The organism is Endozoicomonas sp. SESOKO2, assembly GCF_024606245.1.
Taxonomy (GTDB): Bacteria; Pseudomonadota; Gammaproteobacteria; order Pseudomonadales; family Endozoicomonadaceae; genus Endozoicomonas_A.
The window spans coordinates 18295-42418 of record NZ_JAHHPQ010000612.1; the positions used below are offsets into that span (position 1 = coordinate 18295).

The following is a 24124-nucleotide window of genomic DNA, read 5'->3' on the forward strand; positions in this document are numbered from 1 at the left end:
CGTTTTCAGGTTCATTTCAGATTTGGCCTAAACCATGACTGAGGCAAAAGTTCAGCCATTCAGAAAAAAACTGATTCAACTGTCCCTTTTCATCAGGCATGAGCATCTTCTCATTGGGATAAGGGTAAATAGCCTTGAAGTGCCGGTCTTTATTGAAACTGATGATCTCGGCCATTCTGACATCGAGATAAATCCGGACTCGGAACTCGGGCAGCTTCAGCCACTCACCCCAGGCTGCATCCAGATCAACTTGCAGAACAGTGGTAAAAGGAGCCCGCTCCAACACCTGAAACCATACCCGTCCCTCCCGGCCAGCGAAATAAAATGAGAGAACAACGTCATCTTTGTGCTCCAGATCGGGCAGTAGAAGCATGAGTTTGTGGAAATTCCTCTCACACAGGTTTTGCTGTTTGATCAGGTCGGCCTTGTAGCGAGCCTTGTCTGTTTTAGTGTTCATAAGCCAATCGTAGTGCATGATCCTATGATAGAGGAAGCTGATCAGATCCGGAATGATCACTATCTAACTATAAGACAGTGGTTGATGTTTCGATGCTGGTTTACTGATTAAAGGATGACTTAAAGTCTGTCGCTCGTATGAAGAAGTCAGTTAAAATTTTTTCAGATTCGGTTTATTGCTTTTGACGACAGGTAAACTAGTGTAAATTCGGCGAGTTGCGCTTGAGTTACAACGGGTGAACCGACATCATCGTTCGGCTTTCGGGCCCATTTTTCAAGGAACTGGAGATATGCCACAAACTTATCGTAAAGGCTTTTTACTGGCAGCCCTGGTCGGCTCAATTATGTCAGCCCAAGCGGCCGAGACAGAATATAATTTATTGGAAGTATACAATCTGGCGCTGAAAAATGATGCCCAGCTGGCCGCTGCACGTGCCGATATGATGGCGACTCAGGAAGGTAGCAGCCAGGCAAGGGCCCTCTTGCTGCCCAATTTATCTTTGTCAGCTGGAACACAGTACAACAAAACATCCTCTGAAGCAGCAGCCCGTGATATCAAAGATGACTATAACTCTCATACTTGGGGAGCCACTCTAAGCCAGCCATTGTTCAATATGGCCAGCTGGTTTGGTTATGATTCTGCCAAGTTTCAGAGTGCTCAGGCGGAAGCTACTTTTGGTTACGAGCAACAGAATTTGATTCTCAGGGTTTCAGAAGCCTACTTCAATGTGCTCAGAGCTGAAGACAGTCTGATCACTGCTACAGCCGAAGAGAAAGCGGTTAAACAACAGCTGGACCAGGCTCGTGAACGCTATAATGTAGGCCTTATTGCGGAGACTGATGTTCTCGAAGCCAGGGCACGTTATGACGATGCCCGAGTGGCCCGGATTGATGGTGAAAATAACCTTTCAGTGGCTTACGAGGCTCTGCGCACAATCACTGATCAGGATATTCAGGACGTTGGCAAGCTGGATAAAACCATGCCCGTCAGTGCTCCCACGCCTGCTATCTCTGATGAGTGGGTCAACAACGCGATCAAGAGCAACCTTCAGCTTGAGGCAGCACGTGAAGGCCTGAAGGCAGCAGAGAGCAATATCAAGGCCAAGAAGTCAGGTCATGCACCGACTGTTGATGCTTTTGCCAGCTATAACTACAACTCCAGTGATGCAGACTCTGCCAGAACGATCACTGATCCCGCTAACGGGAGATTGACCGGTGATGGTGACCAGACAGTAGTGGGTGTTAAATTCACACTGCCTCTGTTTGCCGGTGGTGCAACCAGCTCCCAGGTGCGTCAGGCTACTTATCAGATGGAATCGGTTCAGCAGAATTACGACAAAGCATTGCGTGAGATAAACTCCGGTACCCGTAACCTGTTCCGTAGCGTCAATTCGGATGTCTCTCGTGTAGAAGCCCGTTGTCAGGGAATCGTCTCTTCTGAAAGTGCGTTGAAAGCGACTGAAAGCGGTTATGAAGTCGGTACCCGCAACATTACCGATGTTCTGGATGCCCAGAAAACATTGTTTGCTGCCCAGCGTGATTACCTGAATGCCCGCTATGACTTCATTGTGAACACATTGAAGCTGAAGCAGACCGCAGGTACCCTGAGCCCGGAAGATCTCTCTCAGCTGAATAGCTGGATTGTTTCATCAGAAGAGATGTCCATTCCAGCCCAATGTCGTGCAAACTGATAGATACTTTTTGATGTAAGCAGCTTTGAGTGACAGAGGAATAGCGCTGGCTTCAGCGCCATTCTTTTATGGTCCAAGGCAGTGCCATAGCTTTATCATCCTGACAAATAATAAAAAAGTGCTAAGCTCTTACGTTACTTTTCAATGTAAGTAAACCTAAAGCGCATGAAAAATCATAGAGCAATTGTAATAACTCGGATTATTTTTATTATTTCTGTTTTGTATTTATATAATGCTAGTGCATCACCACATGATGCTAGTGCATCACCACTCTATAATGCGATCAATAGTTTAATCTCCCTTTTTGATGAGATAATTATAAAACAATATCAATTTGATCAACGGGGAGAACCTTTTTTTTCTGATTCAGCGTTAAAAGACAGTGTCCGGTTGCTAAGGTTATATCACGCATCATTGCTTGCCAGACAGCAGCCGGGTGTAGTTTCTTCAAAACGTACCTATACGACAAGAATTAAAAAACGAAACTTACGCTGTATGCCAGGAGGTTCTGCCAATCCTAATGCGCAAATGCTGGCTACGCTGTTGTCCGCCAGTGATGGGGTGGCTTACTATTCATCCGATGGCAGTGGAGGATTATTGAGTGATGCGGTATGTGTGGATTTTTCTGACACGGACGAATTAGAAGACGAAGAAATTAACAAAAAGGCAAAAGAACATTTATCAGAAATGTTCGGGTCATTGGAAAATGATAAAGTATTTTTAACAACCTGTACTAATTTTAACCTGAAAAGTGATTACGAAATAACCATTGATTTAATTCGTACAGCATTGCATTAACATTGCAGAATCAACAAAAGATAACAAATATGAGCCGTAATCCGGTTAAGGGGAAATAACTCCCCCTTGGCAACGGGAGTCAACAAAAAATCTTGCAATAGAGTCTACTGCATCTGTCATGAAGCTCTTTGTTGAAATTGCACAGACTAAGCTGGGTAGCTTAGCCAAGATGATCAATGGTTTCTGACACTTGTTTCAAAAGCTTTTGCAGAGATCCTTTATTACCTTCTACAAAGGTTTGAGCCTGGCTCCCCATCTTTTTTCTGGCAGCATCGTCAGTCAGCAGATCGGATACGACTTCTGCCAATTGATCTGAGTTTTGAATTGTTTTCATACCGCCAGCGTCTTCTAGCTGCTGACTGATGTCCATGAAGTTGTAAATGCTGGGGCCAGATAAAACCGGTATTCCCAGGGCTGCGGGTTCCAGCATGTTATGGCCCCCATTCTCAATCAGACTGCCTCCGACGAAGGCTATGTCGGAGGTTGCGTACAGCTTCATCAGCTCACCCATAGTGTCGCCAATGATCACCTCGGTATCTCTGGAAGTTTCGGTCGCCTGACTGTGTCTGATGGTGTTGAATCCCAGGCTTTCTGACAGTTCAAAAACACGGTCAAACCGCTCGGGATGTCGGGGAACAATCAGCAATAGCGTATCGGTGAGTTGCTCCTGTATTTTGCGAAAAGCATCCAGAACCGGTTTATCTTCGCCATCGTGGGTACTGGCAGCGATCAGTATTTTAGTGGTACGGCCTAATCCTGATTCCCATGTGGATTTGAGCAAGGCAGCACTTTTGTGGATTTCATCATCCACAGACAGATCAAACTTGACGCTGCCTGTTACTGTCAGACGTTCAGCAGGTAAACCCAATTGTTTGAATCTTTCACCGTCATTTTCAGTCTGACAGGCTACCCGATGGATATTCTGCATCATGTTTCGAGTCAGTGAGCCCAGCTTTGCATAACCACGGGCCGACTTCTCTGATAACCGGGCATTTATGATCACGACAGGAATGTTTCTGGCTTTACAGGCGGCAATGGTATTGGGCCAGAGTTCTGTTTCCATGATTAAAGCCATTTTGATGTGAGTCCGATTTAGAAACCGGCTTTGGACGTCTGGCAAATCGTAGGGGCAATAAACATGAGAAACACGGTCACCGTATATCTTTTTAACACGCTCAGAGCCAGTGGGAGTCATGGTGGTGATGAGAAAGTGATGATTTCGGTATTGATTCATCAAAGCATGAACCATGGGCGCACTGGCTATGGTCTCACCGACGGAAACAGAGTGAATCCAGATGATGGGCTTGTCATTGGGTAATTTTTTGATAAAACCAAAGCGTTCACACCAGCGATGAGCATAAGCTGGGGATTTTCTAGCGCGCAGAACCAGCTTGATCAGAACAGCGGGTACCGCCAGGTACAATAAAAATGAATATAAGAATCGACTCATGTCAGGGCTGGATTCGTTTGGAATTGGACTACCAGCTATGTTAACAGATAGAGCCTGACCCGAAATAGGTTTATTAATGGAATCTCTATGGCTCTCAATGCCAGAGGGCTTCCGAGCAGTGGAACATTCCGGGAAGAAATGATATCGGACAGCAAAAAAGCGCTTGCATCCATCCACTGAACACAATCAAACTGCTTCATCTTATTTTCAGGACTGCCATTCTTAAATTTATGAATCACTCAATACCGCCAGGGCAACGAACTCTCATGGTCCAGGGAACTACCAGCGATGCGGGTAAAAGTGCGTTGGTTACCGGACTCTGCCGGGCGCTCAGCAGACGGGGTATTTCAGTAGCACCTTTCAAACCACAGAATATGGCTCTGAACAGTGCAGTGACTGAGGATGGAGGTGAGATTGGCAGAGCACAGGCGTTGCAAGCATTAGCGGCGGGTCTTGAGCCCCATACGGATATGAATCCTGTTTTGTTGAAGCCTAACTCCGATATTGGTGCGCAGGTGATCGTCAATGGACGTTCTATCGGGGAAATGAATGCCCAAACCTATCACGACTTGAAACCAAGTTTGCTAAAGTCGGTTCTGGAGTCCTGGCGCAGGTTAGTAGCTCAATACGATTTTGTGCTGGTTGAGGGGGCTGGAAGTCCGGCAGAAATCAACCTGCGAGACAGAGACATTGCCAATATGGGTTTTGCAGAAGCAGCCGACTGTCCGGTCATCATTGTTGCTGATATTGATAAAGGTGGAGTCTTTGCCCACCTTTACGGGACACTGGCCCTGCTGTCGGAATCAGAGCAAAAGCGTGTGGCCGGTTTTGTGATCAATCGCTTTAGAGGTGATATCAAACTGCTGGAACCGGGACTGGAATGGCTTGAGCAAAAAACCGGTAAACCGGTGCTGGGGGTTCTTCCTTATCTCCATGGTCTGCACCTGGAAGCTGAAGATGCGATTCAGTCACAACAGGTCTGCCATGATAACGATGTGGTTTTAAAAATAGCGATTCCTATATTGACCCGTACCAGTAATCATACCGATTTTGATCCCCTCAGGCTGAGACCTGATGTTCAGATTCACTTTGTTGGCAAAAGTGAACCTATTCCTCCAGTGGATCTGATTATCATTCCCGGTTCCAAAAATACCCGAACTGACCTCGTCTATCTGAGAGAGAATCAGTGGGACAGGGATATTCTCAGGCACCTCCGCTACGGCGGTAAACTGATGGGCATCTGTGGAGGCTATCAAATGCTTGGCAATGCCGTGCATGACCCTCAGGGTATTGAGGGGGATCCGGGTAGTACTGAGGGGTTGGGTTTACTGAATCTGGAAACCACAATAGCCCCCCAAAAACAGCTGAAACAGGTGGTGGGCAGCCTCTCGCTTCCTGATATGGAAAAAGTTTCAGTGACAGGTTACGAGATTCATGCGGGCATCACCCATGGGCCGGCTCTGGACAATCCTCTTATTCATCTGAAACAGGGTGTGGACGGTGTCATGTCTGAAAACGGTCAGATTTTTGGTACCTATCTGCATGGCGTCTTCGAAACAACGGAGGCCTGCAATGCTCTTTTAACCTGGTCGGGTCTCAGGCAATTAGCGACACTGGACTACAAAGCACTCAGAGAAGAAGGTATCAATAGAATGGCGGATGCCGCCGAGCAGAATATTGATTTGAATACATTGTTAGCTGTTGATCAGTGAAAAATATTTGACTGTTCCAAAGAGTGATGACTGAGGGGATATTTAAAATGACAGAAGAACGCAAAGGTTATCGCCTGACCAAAATTTATACCCGTACCGGTGACAGGGGAACCACCCGGATTGGCAGTGGTGACGTATTATCGAAAGCCGATGATCGAATTGAAGCCATTGGCTCTGTTGATGAGACGAACAGCTGGATGGGGATGTTGCTCAATGTGCTCAGGCAATCCGATGATTTGACCGGGATGCAGCTGAGTCGGGTGAGCGAGATTCAGCACAGACTTTTTGATGTGGGTGGTGAGTTGGCCATGCCTGGATATCAATTGATTCAGGAAGAACATACGACAGTAATGGAGGTATTGATTGACGAATTGAATAAAAACTTACCACCATTGAAAAATTTTACACTGCCTGGTGGGGGCACAGCCGCCTGTTATTGTCATATGGTAAGAACCGTTTCCCGCAGGGCCGAACGTGCAGTGATTCGACTGCGTGAATCCGGTGCGGACATTAATGCCCCTCTCATTACTTTCCTCAACAGGCTGTCCGATGTGATGTATGTGCTCTCAAGGCATTGTGCCAGAAAGAACGAAGGCGAAGTGCTCTGGCTGGCCTCTCCCAAATCAAAGATCGAAGAGTAATTTCGCTTTTCGAAAGAGGGGTGAATTAAAACGAAAGTTCGGGTAATATGCCCGACCTTTACGAAGGTTCCACGGTGACAATGGCCTGCGCTTAGAAAGTGCTGACCCTTTAAGACGCTGTGGATTGTTTGCAAAACGGTCTGTTTATCCGATTGCAAACGATAGGGAACGGGGTTTTAAACCCGGCTGTGCCCGCAACTGTGACGGAGTAATGCGTTCTCAAGAAAGCCTCTACGGGCTTTCCAAACCACTGGATTCAAGATCCGGGAAGGTGAGAAAAGCATGTTGATCCCGGAGCCAGGAGACCTGCCTTCAGTAAAGCAACCATGGAAGCTCGATGCTATCGAGCTTTCTAACCGGGCGGGTCACCTGGCGGTTGGGAATATTCATATCTTCCCCGGATACTGACAAGTCTCTGACAGGAGAGATCGGTCATCACTGTCCTGCGGCTGGAGCTTTGCGTCCGGCTAACTGTCTGCCGCCCTGAGAAACATCGATCTCAGGGATTCCATGAGGCATCTGCATCAAACAAGTCGGGAACGAATTCGTTCACCTCTCAAGAAGACTGTCGCAAAAGTGCTGCGCTTTTTTGAGAGGTATCGTCAGCCTGCAATCTGGCTGACTGTTTTCATATTGTCTGGCTATACGACGTTGTTAAAGGCTTCAGAGGTTTGCGTAGAAGACGACCTCAAAAGAGAAGTCTGTGTTCCCGAATCCGTCAAAAAAATAATTAGTCTTTCTCCGGGCTCAACTGAGTTGATCTATGCTGCAGGGGCGGGCAAACAGGTTGTTGCGGTTGACGATCACAGTGACTACCCACCCGCCGTTACTAAAGTTCCCCGAATAGGCGGCTTTCCCAATGTCAGCGTTGAAGCCATCGCTGCCATGAAACCGGACATAGTGGTGGCCTGGGCAGGCGGCAACAGTCCAAAAGTGACGTCAAGGCTGGAATCATTGGGCGTCAGTGTTTTCTATATTGACCCACTGAGTTTTTCTGAGATTGCATCGGTTATCAGGCGATTGGGGAAACTGTTTGGTACCTCTGTGGTAGCAGATAAAGAAGCAAAAAGGTTTCTGGCGCGCTACCAATCTATCAAGAACAAATACCGGCTCAACAAGCCTGTCACTGTCTTTTATGAAATCTGGAACAAACCGCTGATGAGCATCAGCAGGAAGCAGATTATCGGGCAGATGATAGAACTCTGCGGCGGACAGAATATTTATGCTGACTCAAAAATACGGGTGCCCAAAGTCAGCATGGAATCCCTTCTGGTCAAGAATCCTGAGGTCATTGTCAGCTCCAACAATCTCAAAGACGGCAAAACCATCGAAGAGCGCTGGTCGAAATGGAGCGATCTACAGGCGGTGAAAAAGCACCATCTGTTGACTGTTCAAGGCCATTTGATATCCAGACCGACACCCCGGGCGCTGGATGCTGCCGAGTCCCTTTGTCAACAACTTGAGAGCGTCAGAAAAGAAAGTCTTGCCAAGGCTTCAAAGACGCCAGAAAACACACACAAGGAATAACCCCCCATGCCTAATACATTGCGCATTGCAGTCGCACTGGCGACAGCAGGACTGGCTGGCTCGCTTCAGGCCAGTGAAGAAGTCATCGAGCTCGAGGAAGTGGTTGTGACAGCTTCCAGAACCGCTCAGTCGGTTGATGAGGCTTTGGCTCCGGTTACCGTGATTACGCGGGAAGATATTGAGCGGAGTCAGGCGACCAGTGTGCCGGAGTTGCTCAGCAAAACACCGGGTATGCAGCTTGCAACAAATGGTGGTGCAGGCAGCCTATCCAGTATTTATCTCAGGGGTACAAATACCGCTCAAACACTGGTTCTGGTCGATGGACAGAAGATCAACTCAGTTAATTTGGGTGTCCCTCCCATCCAATATCTCGACCCGGAAGATATCGAAAGAATTGAAATTGTCCGAGGCCCTCGCTCCAGCCTTTACGGCGCGGATGCAGTGGGCGGGGTGATTCAGATTTTCACTCGCAAAGGAGAAGGGAAGCCTCATCTGAAGATCAAAGCGGCTGGGGGCAGTCGTAATACAGGGGAGTATGGTATTAGCTTGAATGGAAAGTCTGACGGTCTCCGTTACAATCTCGGCATGAATATCTACGAGACAGGCGGTTACAACTTCACGATTCCTAAAGAGAATGGTGATGAAGATGATGCTTATCGAAACAAGTCAGCATTTGGCAGTATTTCCCACCTGTTTTCCGACAACCTGGAGGTCGGTATAGCTTTTTCACACTCCGAAGGAAAATCTGAATACGACAATAATCCATCATATCCATCAAGTATGACTCAACCTTTTAACTTGTTCCGGGTAACGAATGCAAGCAGCTTCGCTAATCTTACCGTTAATGAGATTTGGAGTTCAGGCATTAATCTGGGCTATGCAGAAGAACACACGCAAGGTAAGACAGAGAGCTACAGCACAGGTGCGACATCAGACAGTTACTGGAGTGAGAGCGAGCGTTTTTCAACCAGTTGGAAGAATGATATTGCCTGGCATGAAAACCATTTGCTGACAGCAGGCATTGATTATTCTGATGAAAGATACGATGGCAGTACTGCTTATCTGGAAGATTCAAGATACAACGCAGGCGTTTTTGTTCAAAACCATTCCTCATTCGGTAACCAGGACGTTCAGGTAGCTCTTAGAAGAGACAAGAATGAGGCGTATGGATATAACACAACCGGTAGTGCTTCCTACGGTTTGGCTCTGTCCAATGAGATGAGTTTCACGGCTTCCTATGGCACTGCCTTCAGAGCTCCAACATTTGGTGACCTTTACTACCCTGGCTATGATAACCCCAATTTGAAACCTGAGAAGTCTGAGAACTTAGAAGTGGGTTTGAAAGGTGTTCTGGCTGTTGCTGACTGGTCAGTTTCTCTTTACCAGAACAACATGGAAGATATGATTGCTACAGACAGCACCTACACGCCCATTAATATTGATCAGGCTCGCATCAGAGGGATTGAACTGACAGTCAAGACCCGCGCTATGGGTTGGGATGTCAATTCCAGCGTTTCTTTCCTTAATCCGGAAAACCGTTCTGGAGTGAATAAGGGTAAGGTTCTACTTTATAGAGCTAAAGAGCTCTTTACCCTGGACTTTGACAAGCAGTTCAATCAATTGGGCCTGGGTGCTACTTTCCGTGCGCAAGGCAAGTCTTATGCTAATGCGGCCAATACGACAGAAGTTGCAGGTTTCGGAACAGTTGATTTGCGCATGAGCTATAGACTGACTTCTGAGGTGAAGACAGGATTGAAAGTGGTGAATCTTTTCGATAAAGAGTATCAGCCGGTTAATGGCTACAGGGGCGAGCCACTGGGGGCATTTGTCACTCTGACCTGGACTCCCGAATTGTAAGTCTTCTCTCGTACGACTAACGTCTGTCATGTGTTAAGTAAGCTCTCACTCTCTTATCCCGGAGTGAGAGCTTTTCTACAAGGTAGTCAATATGACACTCAAAAAATCCAAAGACATCCGCGAGCTCTGCTACCCCTTTATCTACGAGCGTTCGCCTTTGTGTGATCACGAAATTATTACGGATGAGCTTTGTACGACACTGGGTGGAGCCATCTATGAGCTTGAAGGTGATGAACGATTCAGGGATATCTACGATTTTCTCTGTGAGCTGCAACCGAAAATTTTTCATCTCAATGCTTCTATCCGGGGAAAACAAGCCATATTTGAAGAGCAAATAGAATGGCTTGCGGGGTATTTTGATCGTTATCAGCAAGAGATCGCCGGGCGAATAAAGGGTTTTGTCTTGCCCCGCGGACCACGACCCGTTCAGTTACTTCACTCCTGTCGTTCTCTCAGTAAAAAAGCGATCAGAGCTATGGTCTTGGTGGATGCTGAAGGCATAGAAGTTCCAGATGTTCTGCATCGCTTTGCCAACATGCTTTGCAATCTGTTTTTCAGATTAACGGTGGTGATCAATGGACGACTGGGGATCATGGAGCCTGAGTATGTGAGCAAGAGTTATAAGTCCAAGTCACCTTCAAAGTTAAAGCAAGAGTCTGCGAAAAAGGTTGTGTAATCAGGAAAGTTCGATTTAGGATAGAAATAAGGCTCAATATAATAATAAAAATAGGAGGCCATGATGAGAAAGGGACCTTTTTTTCACTGTTTTTTTCGCTCACAGTTGTCTTTTCACTCATGGCCATTCAGACGTTCATTTTCAGAGTAAGGCAGGTTTTTTCAAGTCGTGAAATCAACCTGCCATCGTGAAATTTTAATATAAACTTATCACTGAGGTGACCGATAAAGGTTTATTCCCACAAATAAAAAGATGGAGGAGCAAGGATGCTTCTTGTTGTTGCTGTTGCCTGCCTGATTGTTGCTGTTACTGCTATTCTTTCGATCATTGAATCTGCCATCATTTACGTTGATGACCTCAGGCTAGCCACTATTCTCAGAAAAAAACCGGTGAACAAGGCTGATATTAAATACGTTATCAAGAACAAGGAGGCCCACTTATCCTCCATGGTCATGTTGATCACGCTAATCAGCATTGCCGGAAGCTCGATGATAGGAGCCATTGCTGCCAAACATTTTAATGACACCGGTTTGGCCATCTTTACTGCTCTTCTGACCTACTGCATGTTGGTATTTGCCAAAATTTTGCCGAAACTCTTTGCGGTTCAGATGGCAGAGCCTGTACTCAATCATTCTGCCCGCTTCGTAAGAATTATTTGTTTCCTGCTTCGACCAATGCTCAAGATGACGTTGGTCTGGGCCAGGCTGTTCAGGTTCGAGAACACACAGGAGCCCAGCCGGGACGAGTTGAAAGGCATCATCCGTCACTTTAATAAGTCCGGTGTGATAGAGCGTGAAGAGCGTAAAATGGCAGAACTGGCTCTGAAAATGAACCAGAAGACTCTGGCAGCCTTGACTACGGAGAATGGTCCTATGGTTTGGTTGGCCTCCGACTCAAAGGTGCAGGATATTCAAGCCTTTATCTGCGAACATTCCTACAAACGTTATCTGGTTGTATGTGATGGTGTGGTAGTGGGGATCGTACACTACCGTCATATAACCAGTTGTCTGGTTAATGGCCGTGCCGATAAAACGGTCGGAGAATTGGCCAGGCAGGTTGTTTTCCTGGAGGAGCAGAGCACTTTGCTGGATGCCGTAAAGGCTTTTGGCAAAGCCAGAGCTTCTGTCGCACTTCTTGCCGGACGGAATCCGGAACAGACCCGAATGATCACTGCCAAGCAAGTTTATCAGGCCATTCTACAGGCTTCCTGAGCCTGTAGAACCCCGCAACCTCTTCCTTGCCACATCCCTTGAAACCCTCGCCAAGTGAAAACCAATTGATAGTTTTAATGCATTAAATATTTATTTCCTCGCTCTGAAACTATTTAATTTGCCTGCCGTATATAGAGTCAAAAGGACAATGATTTTTTTCGAAGCTCAGAGAGGAAAAGTGCATGACCAAGGCAAATCGCTTATCTTTAGCTACAGGCATATGGGGCAGTTTAATCGTAGCACTGACATTGATGTTTTCGGTGCAGGTTATGGCCAAAGACGAGATCTATACCGGGCTTTTCAGCGATAAGGCTGTCAGCGGCTATGACCCCGTGGCTTACTTTACTGAAGGCCAGTCGGTAAAAGGTTCGGATAAATTTACTACTCGTTATAAGGGTGCTAACTGGTACTTCAAGAGTGAAGAGCATAAAAAGCTGTTTTTGGATAACCCGGAAAAGTATGCCCCACAGTACGGCGGCTATTGCGCCTGGGCTGTAGCTCATGGTAATACTGCCAGTGCTGATCCCAATCAGTGGACCATCGAAGATGGCAAGCTTTACCTGAATTACAATGGGTCTGTTCAGAAGAAATGGCTCAAGGATAAGAAAAACCTGATCAATGAAGCTGATGATAACTGGCCGAAAGTGATCAATTAAACCCGCTGGTTTCTTATCAAATCCTGAGTAAAGTCCGGTTCACTGGTGGTCTGTGACTTTGCTCATCTACCCCATAGATACGTTGAGTCAAATCACTTTCAACCCGGTGACTGGACTTCTTGCTCTTTGAGAAATGGAATTGATCTCATGAAAAAGCACGTTATATACATTTTTAGCTGGTTAACTGTCCTCTGGATAGCCAAGGTTTTTCTGTTCTCCCTGCCTTACAAGTTCAGTGGGCACCCGGATACTCAGCATATCTTTGGAACCATCGGTCAATGGATGCAGGGGGTTTTTGGTGCCTCCGTGGGTGAATGGTTCAGCAGTTATGGGGCCATTGCCGTAGGACTTGCAGAATTATCCGTTAGTTTACTGCTGTTCCTGCCTGTCATACTGTTTATTAACAATAAGTTGAGTACTCATGAAAGCAAGATCAGCCAGAGTCTGATTCACAGTCTGGGTGGACTGGCAGCCTCCGGTATCATGGCGGGAGCTGTCTTCTTCCACCTTGCTACACCCCTGGGAATTGAGGTATTGCATCAGGGAAAAAGTGACGGAGGCTCCTTGTTCTATGCCGCTGTATCGATTCTGGTGTTAGGGTTGATCATGGCGATAGCCAACTTCTCTTTGGTACAGGAAGAACAACTGGCAAGATCTAACGCTTAACTCCCCGGGACACTATAACTGGAAGTGGTCATTATGATAATTCGTACGTTGTTGGTCTTGGGATTTATCTGGCAAGCCTTGAGACGAAGAGTAAAGCCCTGGTTGTTTTTTCAGTTGAATGCGGATTACTTCAATGATGCCAAAGGGCTGTATTCGAAGCTTGATATGGATCAGTTCATTCCCAGACGGTGGCGTTTGAAGCAGAGCCTGGATACTGACGGCATAAAACCGGAACACTACCCGGTTTTTCTGAAACCTGAATGGGGACAGAACTCTGCCGGGGTTATCAGGATCGATAATGAGATTCAGTTGGAGGCTGCAAGAGCGAATCGTGATCAGGACAGTGTGCCCTACCTGATTCAGGAGAGTGCTCAGGGGAAAAGAGAGTTTGAAGTGTTTGTGATTTGTTCTCTGGAATCTGGAAAGTGTCTCAAAACACTTTCCGTGACTCAGGTTCTGAACACCAGTAACGACTCACATCCTGTCAACGGTATTTACAACAGTGAAACCTTTTATCTGGACAAAACCAGAGAGCTGAACAGAGAGCAGGTCGATCAGCTGGCTTTGCATTTGAGCCAGACCGGGCCATTCAGAGTGGCTCGCTATGGTCTCCGGGCTGACAGCATCGAAGCTTTGGTCCAGGGGGAGTTCAAGATTTTTGAAATCAATCTCTTCCTGCCTATGCCTCTGGTGCTGTTGAGCAAGAATCTGGGGGCTTTCGAGAAGTTGCGACTTACAGGTCAGTTGACCCGTCAACTGGCCTTGGTGACCGGTGAAATTCCGGAAGCCCGAAAACGAAAATCCATTTTCTTCAGGAAGCTGTTTTTCCTGAACCGACTGAATTTTAAAAAGCTGCCAGCCAAGGCCGAAGAGGAGATGGTGCTGTGAAGTTTATCAAGAAAACGGTATACAGCTACATCAGCCAGAAATTCATGAATGGCTGCACTCAGTATAACTCTCTGGAAGTACGCAAGAGCTGTCGCTCAAAAGCCCAGGCAAGAACGGCGTTCAGTAAAAATGACATTCCCCATGCCCGTGGTGAGATCTTCATCAATCCATGGAATGCCGTTCGTTTTGCCAGGCAGCATGGCTTTCCGCTGGTGGTTAAACCCAATGTGGGCGGTTTCTCAAGAGGCAGCTATTTTCCCATTCGAAATTATCGGGAGTTGTGGAAAGCGGCTTTGCTGGCCAAAATCTGGTGGCCTGCCACTGTTGTAGAAGAGTATCTGGAAGGAAAAAACTATCGGGTGCTGGTGGCGAAAGGTGAAGTGGTGTCTGTGATTCAGCGTTATGCCCCTTTTGTGATCGGAAATGGTCAGGATTCGATCAACACACTGATCGATCAGGAGAATGCTATTCGAAAGGAGATGGGGCTTTTGGACTGCATGTACCCGCTTCAGAAAAGCGAACAAACCAGAACCTATTTAGCCAATCAGGGCTATGATCTGAATTCGGTTCCGGCTGATCAGCAGCAAGTAAAGCTTTTCCATAGAATTGCTCTGGCACCCGGCGGTGTCATTGAAACCATTCCGGTCAACAGTGTGGCCAAAGAGAATATACGACTGATGGAAAAAGTGCTGAATACCTTTGATGCCAATATTCTTGGTATCGATATCATCATGGAAAAAGGCATAGAGCACAGTCATGAAGATCAGAAATGTATTCTTCTGGAGGTGAACTCCCGTCCTTACGTGAAAATGCACGACTACCCCAGATATGGGGAAAAAGAAGATATTTCCGGGGTGTTTGAGGAGCTCGATAAGCTCCACGTGGCCCAGGCTGATATTTTCTGAGACAGCAGAGATGGGAGTGCATTACTTTTTTCAGTTCTCAGGTATCCACGCGTTTCTGGTGGGCGTGTTGCCGTTCTTCATGCCTACTCTATTGTGGCAACAGGGTTATCGGCTGACTGAAATAGCCTTGTTTATTGCCCTGTCAGGTTTAGCTTATCTTTTTACCCTCCGGGTTTGGGAAAACCTGAGATCTGGCAAAGGGAGTGTCTGGGCTGTCAGGGCCTCGTTTTTGACTGAGCTTCTGCTGGTAGCAGGATTACTTTTCTTTCAGCAGCAAGCAGGGAGCGGAGTCACAGGGCTCATTCTGCTGGCCATTCTGAATGGTATTTATGGCTGTTTCTACTGGATGGCTCAACGACTGTTGTTCAAATCCATCAGCCATAGCTGGAATTCCGGTCAACACTTTGGCAACTTCCAGATATTGGTCGCTGTGATGCTTAAAATAGGCATTGTGGCGGGTGCAGTTTTGCTGGAACAGTCAAGTTTCTCAATTCTGTTTATGCTCAGCGCGCTGATTTCATCAGTCGGTGTTGCCCGCACCCTGAAAAAGAAGGTGGTGGTTGAAATCGACCGAGCGTTTTCTGCTCCGCTAACCCGATTCACAGAAGTGTTTCGATTTCGTGACAGTTTTGGCTCCCGTGGGGTGTTTTTTGCGGATGGTCTGTTTCTTTTTCTGGAAAGTTATTTCTGGACCCTGTCACTCTATTTCATCAACAGGGAAAGTCTGCTTGAGCTGGGTGGGATGATGGTGGTTCTGGCGATTGCAGTGGCTGTCCTGTTCAAGCTGGTACAAACTTTTATTGACCGGATGGCAGCTATCCGACTGTTTCGGTTAGCCATTATTCTCTACGCTTTCAGCTGGCTGCTGAGGGGGGTGGTCGATGAGACATTGTCAACACAGCAGCAATATGCAGTCATTCTTGTAATTGCTTTTCTGACCAGTCTGTTCCGGTTGTCATTCAACAAAGTGTTCTTTGATCGTTCGGATAAAACGAATACCCATGCCTACCTTTTACTGAAAAGTTACTGCTCTCAATTGGGCGTGGCTCTGTTGTTTATGGTCACAGCTCTGTTTCTGCATCAGGTAAAGCCACCTCTGGAAGCGCTTCAGGCTGTGTACTTTATTGCCTCCATTTTAGCTTTGGTTTATTTCCGCTACAGCTGGCAGAGCGGGACTGTCAGGGCGGATAGAGCCGCCATGAATGAAAAAATATTGTCTTGAAAAAAAACGCAATAGATATTGAGAAAAAAGGGGATTCTTACCATGCGTAGTGATTTTGAGCAGGTACTGCTGGGCAATCAGGAAGCGGTTGAGCAGATGATCGGTTTTGTTTCTGGTATGAGTGCTAATGATTACCGTTTCAGTGATTCAGGCCTTTTTCAAAGCACAATCGGCCAGCACTTGCGTCATGTTCTGGATCTGTATGAAGCTGTCCGTTCTTCTTCTGACGAATTGGTGGATTATGATATTAGACGCAGGGGGCTTTTGCTGGAGCATGAAAAAAATGCGGGACTGGCAGAGTTGAAAGATTTGCTGCAATGGTTGCAAGCATTGAAAGCCGAAGATCTGGCATTAGAGGTTGTAATGAAAACTGAAGTACTTTTGTCAGCAAGCAGCAGCGTGCGATTGAAATCCACACTGGGAAGGGAGTTGATCTTTGCCAGCAGCCATCTGATCCATCACCTGGCAATGATGGCAACGATCGCAAAAGTGGCAGGCAACAGAATTGACCCTTCCGTGGGTATGGCTCCAGCTACTTCCACCTTTAACAGAGGTCAGCTGGTGACTTCCTGAACGGAATTGATCTCGTCTTCAGTCAGATAGCGCCACTCACCCGCTTCCAGATCAGGGTCGAGAGTGATAGAGCCTATCTGTTCCCTATGCAGGGCCGTTACACGATTACCCAGAGCTGCAAACATGCGTTTGACTTGATGGTACTTGCCTTCATGAATCGTCAACAGTACTTCCTGATGAGAAATAAATTCAAGCTGCGCCGGTCGGGTCCGTTTTTTCTCCCCTTGCAACTGAATACCTTGTGCAAACTGTTCGATGGCAGACTGATCCGGGGGCATGGCTAGTTCTACCCGATAACGTTTTCCACACTTTTTAACCGGTGATGTGATTTTATGAGACCACTGGCCGTCGTCTGTAATCAGCACCAGCCCTGTGGTATCCACATCCAGCCGACCGGCTATCCTGAGACGATCTGATTTGATGACATCCAGCAGATCAATAACGGATGGATACAGTTCGGCTCTTGTTCCTGAGTGTGTCGAACAAATGGTATCCACCGGTTTGTTGAGCATGATGTAACGAGATCCCACCAGCGTCAGCGGTGCGCCATCCAGAAGAATCTCAGCATCGTCAGTAACCTTACAGGCCGGATTTTTGACGATAACACCCTCCACACTCACCGACCCGGTTTTCAGAAGTCTTTTGCTTTCTGAGCGGGTCAGTTCGGTGCTTTTACAAAGAAATTTGTCGAGTCTCACTGGCTGACTTGTTCCCGGGCCCAGTTGACGAACGCCTTCCGCGTTTTCGGATCGGCTTTTTCAAACCAGTAGCGCAACATGCTGGCGCTCATATTGGCATCGTCATTTTGATTGGCAGCAGAACCATAGATCTCCTCATTCTGAGTTGCATTGGCAAAGCCCGTGGTTTGCTCTGCAAAGACACCCAAACCTGAAAATTCACTGGCCGCTGCCGGGCTGTCAGAACGATTAAACTTTTGGACGTCTGCCGCATAGTTGCGACCGAGCTGGATACCCTTGCTGGGCAGAATGGCAAATTTAAAAGGAACGGCTTCGCCTTTTGCATCCTTCAATGAAATCTTGCTGGTGGGGTCATCGTTGATCGCTTCTGCCTGACGCATGTTTCTCAGTTCGGGTGTATCAATAGTGTATTGCTTGCCAACTGCTGGATGGAAGGTCAGAACAAAAGGTTTGGAGGTGAAGCGCGTCCGGTCCCCGCCATTAGTGACGACATCAGATAATTGAAAAACAATCTGATGGCGTTCATCGGTCAGAGGAATGGGCTTGTTAGCTTCCACCTTGAAGTCGAGGTCTCTGGCATTGGTACCGTCAAGAACCAGTAACTCAGATTTGGCTGGTAACTGAAGGGTGGCCTGTTCAGCTTTGGATCCAGCAGCTGAGACCGATGCGACCATGAAAAAGCTGAGGGTCGACGCCAGGAATCTGTTTAACCATGGGCGATGATACATTGAGCGCTCATAGAGGCTGAAAAAATCGTTTAAAAGAGAGCGCATAGATATCCCCTTATGCAACTTATACTGATGAGGGTGAGAAAAGCCTGCACAACATGCCGGACTCAGGGGCTAAAAGCAAGTGGCTTTTGGGAGGCTGCATTCTGGTCAGCCGGTTTGCTGCAGTGATGTGACCACTTTTATTATCTTAAGTTTCGAAACTATCATAACCCGTGTAAGGTCTTGAATATGTTAAAAAAGATAGAACTCACTCCCAAATTTTTACTCCTTGAGGAGCGAGTGTAATTAATTTCGGGGAACTAAGTCAGCGTAATTATGTCTCAATAGAACATGCCGTTCTTTAAATAATGATTACTCGAATCAGGCAACAATTATGCAAAATATCAAGAACACTTATGCTCCGCCTTCTTACCAGCAGCCTGACCCTGAAGGATGCACCGCCACTCAGGACTGCTCAGAAAGACTGGCGGACGCAGACTCAACTACTGCCAGGGCTTCTGCAATAAATCCAGAGTCTCATTTAGCGTGCATTGATAAAACCAATGACCCGGCATACTCCGAACCCAGCGATTTTTCTCTAACAGAAAGACAGGCTGCGACCAGTTCAGTAGAAAAAACCTATCATACACCTGATTTGACATCAGCTTCTGACCAGAGCTTGCCGGAGGACTCAGCAGCCTGCAGTCCTGCCTTAAACATTCTCCTGAAGCCTCTGCGTGATGAAATCATTTTGGATACTCTGCCTTGTTTCCACGGAGCACCGTCCCCACCTTCTCAAGAAATTACGATAGCGGCTGTCCAAAGCTTCAAGCGTGAATTACTCGAATTTACAACGAAACTTGATCAAGAGTTTTTTGATAGAACGTTTCTTGATACAGATGGTCCTCAGTTCCATAGCTTAATCTACAACAGACTGGCTTTGCTCAAGCGTCTTGCTAATAAATATCAGGTATTCAAAGACAGTTCATACAAACTGGTCGATTGGTATAACGCAAGAAAATTGGCTAACAGAAGTCAATATGCCGTATTGTCCAAACGGCTTTTTTTGAGCGATGATATGTGTAACGTAGCAGTGTGGCTCGCCAGGCACTATCGTGTTCTCGATAGAATGTTATGTCGATGGGCCTCCATGGCTGATTCCCCGGGCCAGCAATCAAACAGTTTTCTGAGCGAATCTATTGTTTGCCATTTGTCATATGTCCGCTCTGTTGTAGAGAGCATGATAAGATACGCTGATTTCAACAGCCATATCGCCCTTCGGGCACCGGTAGAACCAAGGAAGTACCATTCAATTTTGCATGCACCCCCTCGGGAATGCCCCGAACTTAAGCTACGTGAGTCTAACATCCTGAGTGAAGGGGTCAGCAATCTGCTCACTGTCATTGCCACGGGTTCATTGGAAGTCCTGAACAGGGAAGATTCTCAAGATATCTTGAATATCGCTTCTGGAAGCCTTTTCAGCTCAATAGATCGATACAGGGAAGAAGGGGATGATCACACATTCCAACCAGTGTGCGTTGACCAACAGGCGATTGGGCAACATCTATTTTGTGCAGAGTTATTCCATGCAGCTGTATTATCAGGACGGTGGGATGAAGCCGATAAGGCTTTTGAAGCAACCACTCGAATAGTTTTCCATAACGAGTATTCACTGGAGCCAGTTATTCAAGCTCTTAAAGATAATAATACAGCAGGAATCAACATCGAAAGCTGGCATAAAGATGTTAAAGAATATACACAATCCCGACCCAACCCACTTAGTATGTATTTCATCCTTGGGCTTGAAGCTGCTTCTACTTACCTGAGTACCCTTCTTGCTCACAAGGAGAGTGCCACTGAGAACCAGTCACCGTTAATAAAGGTAATGAAGACGGAGGAGCTGAAACAAATACTGGATGTTCTGGATCCATGGGCAGATCAGTTGCAGGAGCTTGGCTTATTGACCAGTGATGGAATGAAAACCTTTAAATACCGTCGTCGTTTATCTCTCGCCTGGCATAGGTTACAGATTCTGACCAATAATCAAGCGATCGCCATCAGGAATAGCATTCATGAGGCCAGAAAAGTCATCATGCAACATGCCACCACGGATGGGATAACAAATGACAATCCGCAGCAGCTTCCTGAATACCTGAAATCCCAGCTGACACAAATACTTATCCAGAATAATGATATTTTAAAACTCATTAATAAAGAGTGCGATGCATACAATTCAGACATTAACATCTCAGAACTGGACAGAGAGTCCTGTGAACGGCTCATTAATATTTTTGAAAACAATGTAAAATCGCGGCACACCGAATTATTGCTGACGTTCTTCCACTGCAGTTATTACTGTGCAATGCTCGTTGAGCATGTTTCTCAATGCGCTTCAATATTCAATGATCTCGAGGCCTGCCTTACATGCATTCATACCAGTGATTCATCGCGCTCGCTTAAGATGAGCAAAGAGAAATGGAAAGAAAAAATCAAAGCGAATGATTCCGGGATTAAAGAGAAAATTGATCAATTTGATAAGATCAACCAAAACATCAAAACCTGTTTCAAAGACGCTTTCAGGCAATTGAACAACATCAGAGAACACGTCATTAATGAACAAGATATTTGCCTGAAAATTGCGCTGTTCGAGTCGATTCATGCTACTTTATACTACAGTTTGCAACAGCTTCAGCGTTTGAATTCTGCTCTTGTCCTCGTTAGCGGTAAACGGATCGATATCCTCAAAAATGAATTTCCAACCATTCTCAAGCTTGAACAGGCTACCGTCAGTTGTGGGAAGAAATTGAAAAAAAATATTGCTTTCATAACAGGCCACTTAAAAGATCTAAATAACTCTAAAAAACTATCATTAGTCAAAACCGGTGGTAGTCATAAACCGAATCCAGGCCAGATTAAAAATGGCCGATCTAAAGAAAACTCCAGTAATAACCGTTATACTCTGGCAGATTTTGCCGCAAAGACATCTGTTACTGGAGATACTCCGGATATTCTCAATACAAGAGCTTATTTTCATGAGCAAATCGCCAGCGAAGTACAGGCGTTGAATCGTGAAAATAAGCCTGTGGTATATTTGGGAAGCCGTGCTTATCAGACGCAGGTCCAGTCACTTTGGGGAAGCGAGGCATTAAATGGGGTATCCGGCAATGATCTGTTACCGGGCGAAATATCCCGGGGAGTTGTTGAGCGCTCAGTCATGCCAAGGGATACAGATCTTTTGGTACTTAATAAAGAGCAATTCAGTGAGATCAAAGAACGGTTCTATCATCGTCTGGAGGAAGCTGCCCTTTCACGCGGTGACTTGCCTGAGAAATGTAAGCTGCTTATGACTAACATTGGTGAGGCGTTTTATTACGGCACAAAATGTTATTTCTGCAACCTCATTCTTTGTTCAAAAGAAGGGTATACAACGAAAGACTGGGTTTATGTGGTTGACTTGATCAGCCCTATGGACACTGCCCCGTCAACCCTGCTGTCTTACGATTCTCCCATACTGGCTTCAGGTGAGCCGGTGCACAGCAGGCAACTTACTACCATGATGATTGACGAACTCAACCTGGCAGTTGGTCAGGCTGCTGGCCCTGATCGTGCATTGATGGCAATGATGCGCATTAATGTATTGGCGGCCCTTGAATCTTCAGAGCCAAAGCTCGATTCCGTATCAGGCATTGTACTTACGCATGTTCTGGAGCGTCTTCAGGACAGTTACCCCAATCCAGCCCTGGGCAAAATGGCCAGCATACTGCGCTCCAGGGCATTTAACAGGGTTGCTTATGAGGGAACCAATGAAACGGGTTAAAAAGCTGGTGTCATATATGATCCACCCCAACTCTCCTGACCCTGAGACCCTCAGTCCTCTGATTTCATTATCAATATGACTTTCAGTAACAGTCCGGTTTCCAGTTCATCAGCGGGTACAACCGCAGTGAACAATGGTTTGGGGGTCATAGCCACTCTGGCCATATTGTTGCAACTATAACCTGAGCTGATTCATCGCCTCGGTTTAAAGAGTCTGTTGCACCCTGAGCAACAGCACTAAAGAGAGATTAGACAGAAAGATCCATCTATTTTCTTGCAACACCTTAATCATATTAATGGATAATTATAAACACAGCGTCTAGGCTTCCAATCGACTTTTCCGGGGAGTCCTGAAAATGATTAAGTTGCAGCACCATCCGTCCCTGTTCATCGTTCCTGTATTTCTGTTACTTGCCCTGAACCTTCAGGCTCAAAACGCGACTCAATCTACAATCACTGTTCAACCGACAGCCGCAGCTCAATCGTCAACTGCAGCTCCTACTACTGCAACTCCTGCTACTGCACCTCCCATTCCAACAGAATTATGCAGCTCTCTCAGAGATCAAACGACGGGGGTTGAACAACGGCTTAACCAATACCGTGATCTTGTTAGCGGACGACAGTGCGTTGTTCTCACTGCCAACCCTGCAGATGATTTAAGTGAGTTGATAAAACAGATTCCTGATAACACTGTTATCTTGCTTTCCTCCAAAACAACTGCTCCAACCGTTACCCCTGTGACAGGTAAGCCCACTATTGAATATCTTATTGCCAGTGCAATAGCTTTGAAGAGCGGCCAGGACATCATCGGGGCTGCTGATGAAGGTTTTGAAATTGTTATCAAGCTTCATGATAAATTTACAAATAGATATATGATCGGGGTTGGAGTTGGATACAGTCGCAAATTCAATTCTGGAGAAACAGGAGACAATCATATAAAACATATTACTTTCCGGCCAACTGGAGTTAATCCCGACACTCTAACTGACGCTATTATTCACACAAACTGCTATAACCGGACATTATCTATAGAGAACAACGTTTTTTATCTCCCTGTCTGGGCCGCAGTTAACATTAATTGCTCTGCGAATCTGGATGCATCCACCAATGATTCGCACACGGGCCCGGGCTTACGTTTCGCTAATAACGAGGTCATTGGTGAAATCATCCGCACGACAAAACTCAGTATGATTCCCGAGGAAGCAATATTCATTAATTTTCGCAACATCAATAACCTGTCAAATAAGCTCGAAATAATTGAGAACAAATTCCGGGGCAAAATCTCGGAATTGGCTCAGATTTCAATTGGATCCGGAAGCAATATTAATATCTTCAGAAACACTGTTGATATTGACAATAAAGGCAAGACACATAGCGAAATTCGTACAGGAATTGAAACCCGAAGGGGTGGGGTCGTTTTAAAAGGTCTTTCCGTGTTTGCCTATAGAAAAGCTCCTCTCATTAATCTGGCTGGTAACAATATCTACGTCACAACGACAGCTTTAACTATCTATTACAAGCTTGATCTGGCACTGACCTGTAACCACTTTCGGGGAATGACTTTGTGGAAAGTAGACAACGAATATTTCCCCCTGAAAGCCGTTGATCCATTGCCACTGGCAGATGAGTGCCCGAGGTCTGTGAGTTCAACCGTCGGCCCGAAAACGACCAGTGCACCGTCACTTTGCCAGATCGTGAATAGCTGGACTCCTATCAATGATTCCAAAGCCACTGCTTTGACTGGACTGAACAACGTTGAGGGTCAGTTCTACTTTGACTCAGCTGTTTGCATGACAGACCCTCAGTCCTCTGCTTCTATTATCAATGCGACTACCAATGCGACTTTCAGTATCAACCTGGTTTCTAGTTCATCAGCGGATACAACCCCAGTGACTAATGCTTTGGGGGTCATAGCCTCTCTGGCCATATTGTTGAATCTATGGCCTGAGTGATTCATCCCCTCGTTTAAAA

Annotated in this window: 21 protein-coding genes and 1 riboswitch; of the genes, 16 read left to right on the forward strand and 5 right to left on the reverse strand. The window is 46.3% G+C overall.

Translation table 11 applies throughout. The features are described 5' to 3' along the window. Positions 1–16: 16 nt before the first annotated feature. Complete coding sequence (locus KDK17_RS14985) at positions 17–457, reverse strand: DUF1249 domain-containing protein (protein ID WP_257280203.1); 441 nt, start codon at positions 455–457, stop codon at positions 17–19. A 289-nt stretch (positions 458–746) separates the two neighbouring features. Here KDK17_RS14985 and KDK17_RS14990 point away from each other — a divergent pair, with 289 nt between their 5' ends. Together KDK17_RS14990 and KDK17_RS14995 are read left to right on the forward strand one after the other, a co-directional pair. After that, the gene (locus KDK17_RS14990) at positions 747–2147 is read left to right on the forward strand and encodes a TolC family outer membrane protein (protein WP_257288397.1); all 1401 of its coding nucleotides are present in this window, start codon (positions 747–749) and stop codon (positions 2145–2147) included. Between the two features lie 165 nt (positions 2148–2312). Then, the gene (locus tag KDK17_RS14995) at positions 2313–2945 is read left to right on the forward strand and encodes a hypothetical protein (RefSeq protein WP_257280201.1); all 633 of its coding nucleotides are present in this window, start codon (positions 2313–2315) and stop codon (positions 2943–2945) included. A gap of 160 nt (positions 2946–3105) precedes the next feature. Here KDK17_RS14995 and waaA read toward each other — a convergent pair whose 3' ends face one another. Both waaA and KDK17_RS15005 read right to left on the reverse strand, forming a co-directional pair. Then, positions 3106–4395: a lipid IV(A) 3-deoxy-D-manno-octulosonic acid transferase gene (gene waaA / locus KDK17_RS15000; protein WP_257280200.1), complete on the reverse strand. Its 1290-nt coding sequence runs from the start codon at positions 4393–4395 to the stop codon at positions 3106–3108. A gap of 35 nt (positions 4396–4430) precedes the next feature. After that, positions 4431–4634 carry a hypothetical protein gene (locus tag KDK17_RS15005; RefSeq protein ID WP_257288398.1) on the reverse strand — a complete coding sequence of 68 codons (204 nt, stop codon included), beginning with the start codon at positions 4632–4634 and terminating at the stop codon, positions 4431–4433. Between the two features lie 27 nt (positions 4635–4661). Here KDK17_RS15005 and KDK17_RS15010 point away from each other — a divergent pair, with 27 nt between their 5' ends. The 12 genes from KDK17_RS15010 (at position 4662) to KDK17_RS15065 (ending at position 16929) form a co-directional block, all read left to right on the forward strand. Beyond that, a complete protein-coding gene (locus KDK17_RS15010) occupies positions 4662–6107 on the forward strand; it encodes a cobyric acid synthase (RefSeq protein ID WP_257288399.1) in 1446 nt (481 codons plus the stop codon). Positions 6108–6154: 47 nt separating this feature from the next. Continuing rightward, positions 6155–6748, forward strand: coding sequence for a cob(I)yrinic acid a,c-diamide adenosyltransferase (locus tag KDK17_RS15015; RefSeq protein WP_257288400.1), 594 nt, complete (start codon positions 6155–6157; stop codon positions 6746–6748). Positions 6749–6867: 119 nt separating this feature from the next. After that, a riboswitch (cobalamin riboswitch) is annotated at positions 6868–7077 on the forward strand. Positions 7078–7258: 181 nt separating this feature from the next. Continuing rightward, complete coding sequence (locus tag KDK17_RS15020) at positions 7259–8275, forward strand: cobalamin-binding protein (RefSeq protein WP_257288401.1); 1017 nt, start codon at positions 7259–7261, stop codon at positions 8273–8275. Between the two features lie 6 nt (positions 8276–8281). Further along, the gene (locus KDK17_RS15025; RefSeq protein WP_257288402.1) at positions 8282–10132 is read left to right on the forward strand and encodes a TonB-dependent receptor domain-containing protein; all 1851 of its coding nucleotides are present in this window, start codon (positions 8282–8284) and stop codon (positions 10130–10132) included. A gap of 91 nt (positions 10133–10223) precedes the next feature. Further along, positions 10224–10808: a cobalamin adenosyltransferase gene (locus KDK17_RS15030; protein WP_257288403.1), complete on the forward strand. Its 585-nt coding sequence runs from the start codon at positions 10224–10226 to the stop codon at positions 10806–10808. A 266-nt stretch (positions 10809–11074) separates the two neighbouring features. After that, a complete protein-coding gene (locus tag KDK17_RS15035; RefSeq protein ID WP_257288404.1) occupies positions 11075–12019 on the forward strand; it encodes a CNNM domain-containing protein in 945 nt (314 codons plus the stop codon). A 182-nt stretch (positions 12020–12201) separates the two neighbouring features. Then, positions 12202–12675: a YHS domain-containing (seleno)protein gene (locus KDK17_RS15040; RefSeq protein WP_257288405.1), complete on the forward strand. Its 474-nt coding sequence runs from the start codon at positions 12202–12204 to the stop codon at positions 12673–12675. A 147-nt stretch (positions 12676–12822) separates the two neighbouring features. After that, on the forward strand, positions 12823–13341 hold the full coding sequence (locus tag KDK17_RS15045; protein ID WP_257288406.1) for a hypothetical protein: 519 nt from the start codon (positions 12823–12825) through the stop codon (positions 13339–13341). Positions 13342–13374: 33 nt separating this feature from the next. Next, positions 13375–14229, forward strand: coding sequence for a hypothetical protein (locus KDK17_RS15050; protein WP_257288407.1), 855 nt, complete (start codon positions 13375–13377; stop codon positions 14227–14229). After that, positions 14226–15134, forward strand: coding sequence for a cyanophycin synthetase (locus KDK17_RS15055; RefSeq protein ID WP_257280190.1), 909 nt, complete (start codon positions 14226–14228; stop codon positions 15132–15134). The genes KDK17_RS15050 and KDK17_RS15055 overlap by 4 nt, the downstream gene beginning before the upstream one ends. 16 nt (positions 15135–15150) lie before the next feature. Then, complete coding sequence (locus tag KDK17_RS15060; RefSeq protein WP_257288408.1) at positions 15151–16356, forward strand: hypothetical protein; 1206 nt, start codon at positions 15151–15153, stop codon at positions 16354–16356. Positions 16357–16398: 42 nt separating this feature from the next. After that, positions 16399–16929, forward strand: coding sequence for a DinB family protein (locus KDK17_RS15065; protein WP_257280188.1), 531 nt, complete (start codon positions 16399–16401; stop codon positions 16927–16929). On the opposite strand, the gene rsuA is transcribed toward KDK17_RS15065, so the two are convergent. Both rsuA and KDK17_RS15075 read right to left on the reverse strand, forming a co-directional pair. Next, positions 16911–17627, reverse strand: a complete 717-nt coding sequence (gene rsuA, locus KDK17_RS15070) for a 16S rRNA pseudouridine(516) synthase RsuA (protein ID WP_257288409.1) — start codon at positions 17625–17627, stop codon at positions 16911–16913. The genes KDK17_RS15065 and rsuA overlap by 19 nt on opposite strands. Further along, positions 17624–18301, reverse strand: a complete 678-nt coding sequence (locus tag KDK17_RS15075) for a DUF2057 domain-containing protein (RefSeq protein ID WP_257288410.1) — start codon at positions 18299–18301, stop codon at positions 17624–17626. The genes rsuA and KDK17_RS15075 overlap by 4 nt, the downstream gene beginning before the upstream one ends. 430 nt (positions 18302–18731) lie before the next feature. On the opposite strand from KDK17_RS15075, the gene KDK17_RS15080 reads away from it, so the two are divergent. Together KDK17_RS15080 and KDK17_RS15085 are read left to right on the forward strand one after the other, a co-directional pair. Beyond that, positions 18732–22154 carry a hypothetical protein gene (locus KDK17_RS15080; protein ID WP_257288411.1) on the forward strand — a complete coding sequence of 1141 codons (3423 nt, stop codon included), beginning with the start codon at positions 18732–18734 and terminating at the stop codon, positions 22152–22154. A gap of 355 nt (positions 22155–22509) precedes the next feature. After that, positions 22510–24105, forward strand: coding sequence for a hypothetical protein (locus KDK17_RS15085; RefSeq protein WP_257288412.1), 1596 nt, complete (start codon positions 22510–22512; stop codon positions 24103–24105). Positions 24106–24124 lie beyond the last annotated feature (19 nt).

Excerpts from the sequence above, each read along its gene's own strand:
- KDK17_RS14985 (WP_257280203.1), bottom strand. The coding sequence starts at position 457 with ATGAACACTAAAACAGACAAGGCTCGCTACAAGGCCGACCTGATCAAA.
- KDK17_RS14990 (WP_257288397.1), top strand. The coding sequence starts at position 747 with ATGCCACAAACTTATCGTAAAGGCTTTTTACTGGCAGCCCTGGTCGGC.
- KDK17_RS14995 (WP_257280201.1), top strand. The coding sequence starts at position 2,313 with ATGAAAAATCATAGAGCAATTGTAATAACTCGGATTATTTTTATTATT.
- waaA (WP_257280200.1), bottom strand. The coding sequence starts at position 4,395 with ATGAGTCGATTCTTATATTCATTTTTATTGTACCTGGCGGTACCCGCT.
- KDK17_RS15010 (WP_257288399.1), top strand. The coding sequence starts at position 4,662 with ATGGTCCAGGGAACTACCAGCGATGCGGGTAAAAGTGCGTTGGTTACC.
- KDK17_RS15015 (WP_257288400.1), top strand. The coding sequence starts at position 6,155 with ATGACAGAAGAACGCAAAGGTTATCGCCTGACCAAAATTTATACCCGT.
- KDK17_RS15020 (WP_257288401.1), top strand. The coding sequence starts at position 7,259 with ATGAGGCATCTGCATCAAACAAGTCGGGAACGAATTCGTTCACCTCTC.
- KDK17_RS15025 (WP_257288402.1), top strand. The coding sequence starts at position 8,282 with ATGCCTAATACATTGCGCATTGCAGTCGCACTGGCGACAGCAGGACTG.
- KDK17_RS15030 (WP_257288403.1), top strand. The coding sequence starts at position 10,224 with ATGACACTCAAAAAATCCAAAGACATCCGCGAGCTCTGCTACCCCTTT.
- KDK17_RS15035 (WP_257288404.1), top strand. The coding sequence starts at position 11,075 with ATGCTTCTTGTTGTTGCTGTTGCCTGCCTGATTGTTGCTGTTACTGCT.
- KDK17_RS15040 (WP_257288405.1), top strand. The coding sequence starts at position 12,202 with ATGACCAAGGCAAATCGCTTATCTTTAGCTACAGGCATATGGGGCAGT.
- KDK17_RS15045 (WP_257288406.1), top strand. The coding sequence starts at position 12,823 with ATGAAAAAGCACGTTATATACATTTTTAGCTGGTTAACTGTCCTCTGG.
- KDK17_RS15050 (WP_257288407.1), top strand. The coding sequence starts at position 13,375 with ATGATAATTCGTACGTTGTTGGTCTTGGGATTTATCTGGCAAGCCTTG.
- KDK17_RS15065 (WP_257280188.1), top strand. The coding sequence starts at position 16,399 with ATGCGTAGTGATTTTGAGCAGGTACTGCTGGGCAATCAGGAAGCGGTT.
- KDK17_RS15075 (WP_257288410.1), bottom strand. The coding sequence starts at position 18,301 with ATGGTCGCATCGGTCTCAGCTGCTGGATCCAAAGCTGAACAGGCCACC.
- KDK17_RS15080 (WP_257288411.1), top strand. The coding sequence starts at position 18,732 with ATGCAAAATATCAAGAACACTTATGCTCCGCCTTCTTACCAGCAGCCT.
- KDK17_RS15085 (WP_257288412.1), top strand. The coding sequence starts at position 22,510 with ATGATTAAGTTGCAGCACCATCCGTCCCTGTTCATCGTTCCTGTATTT.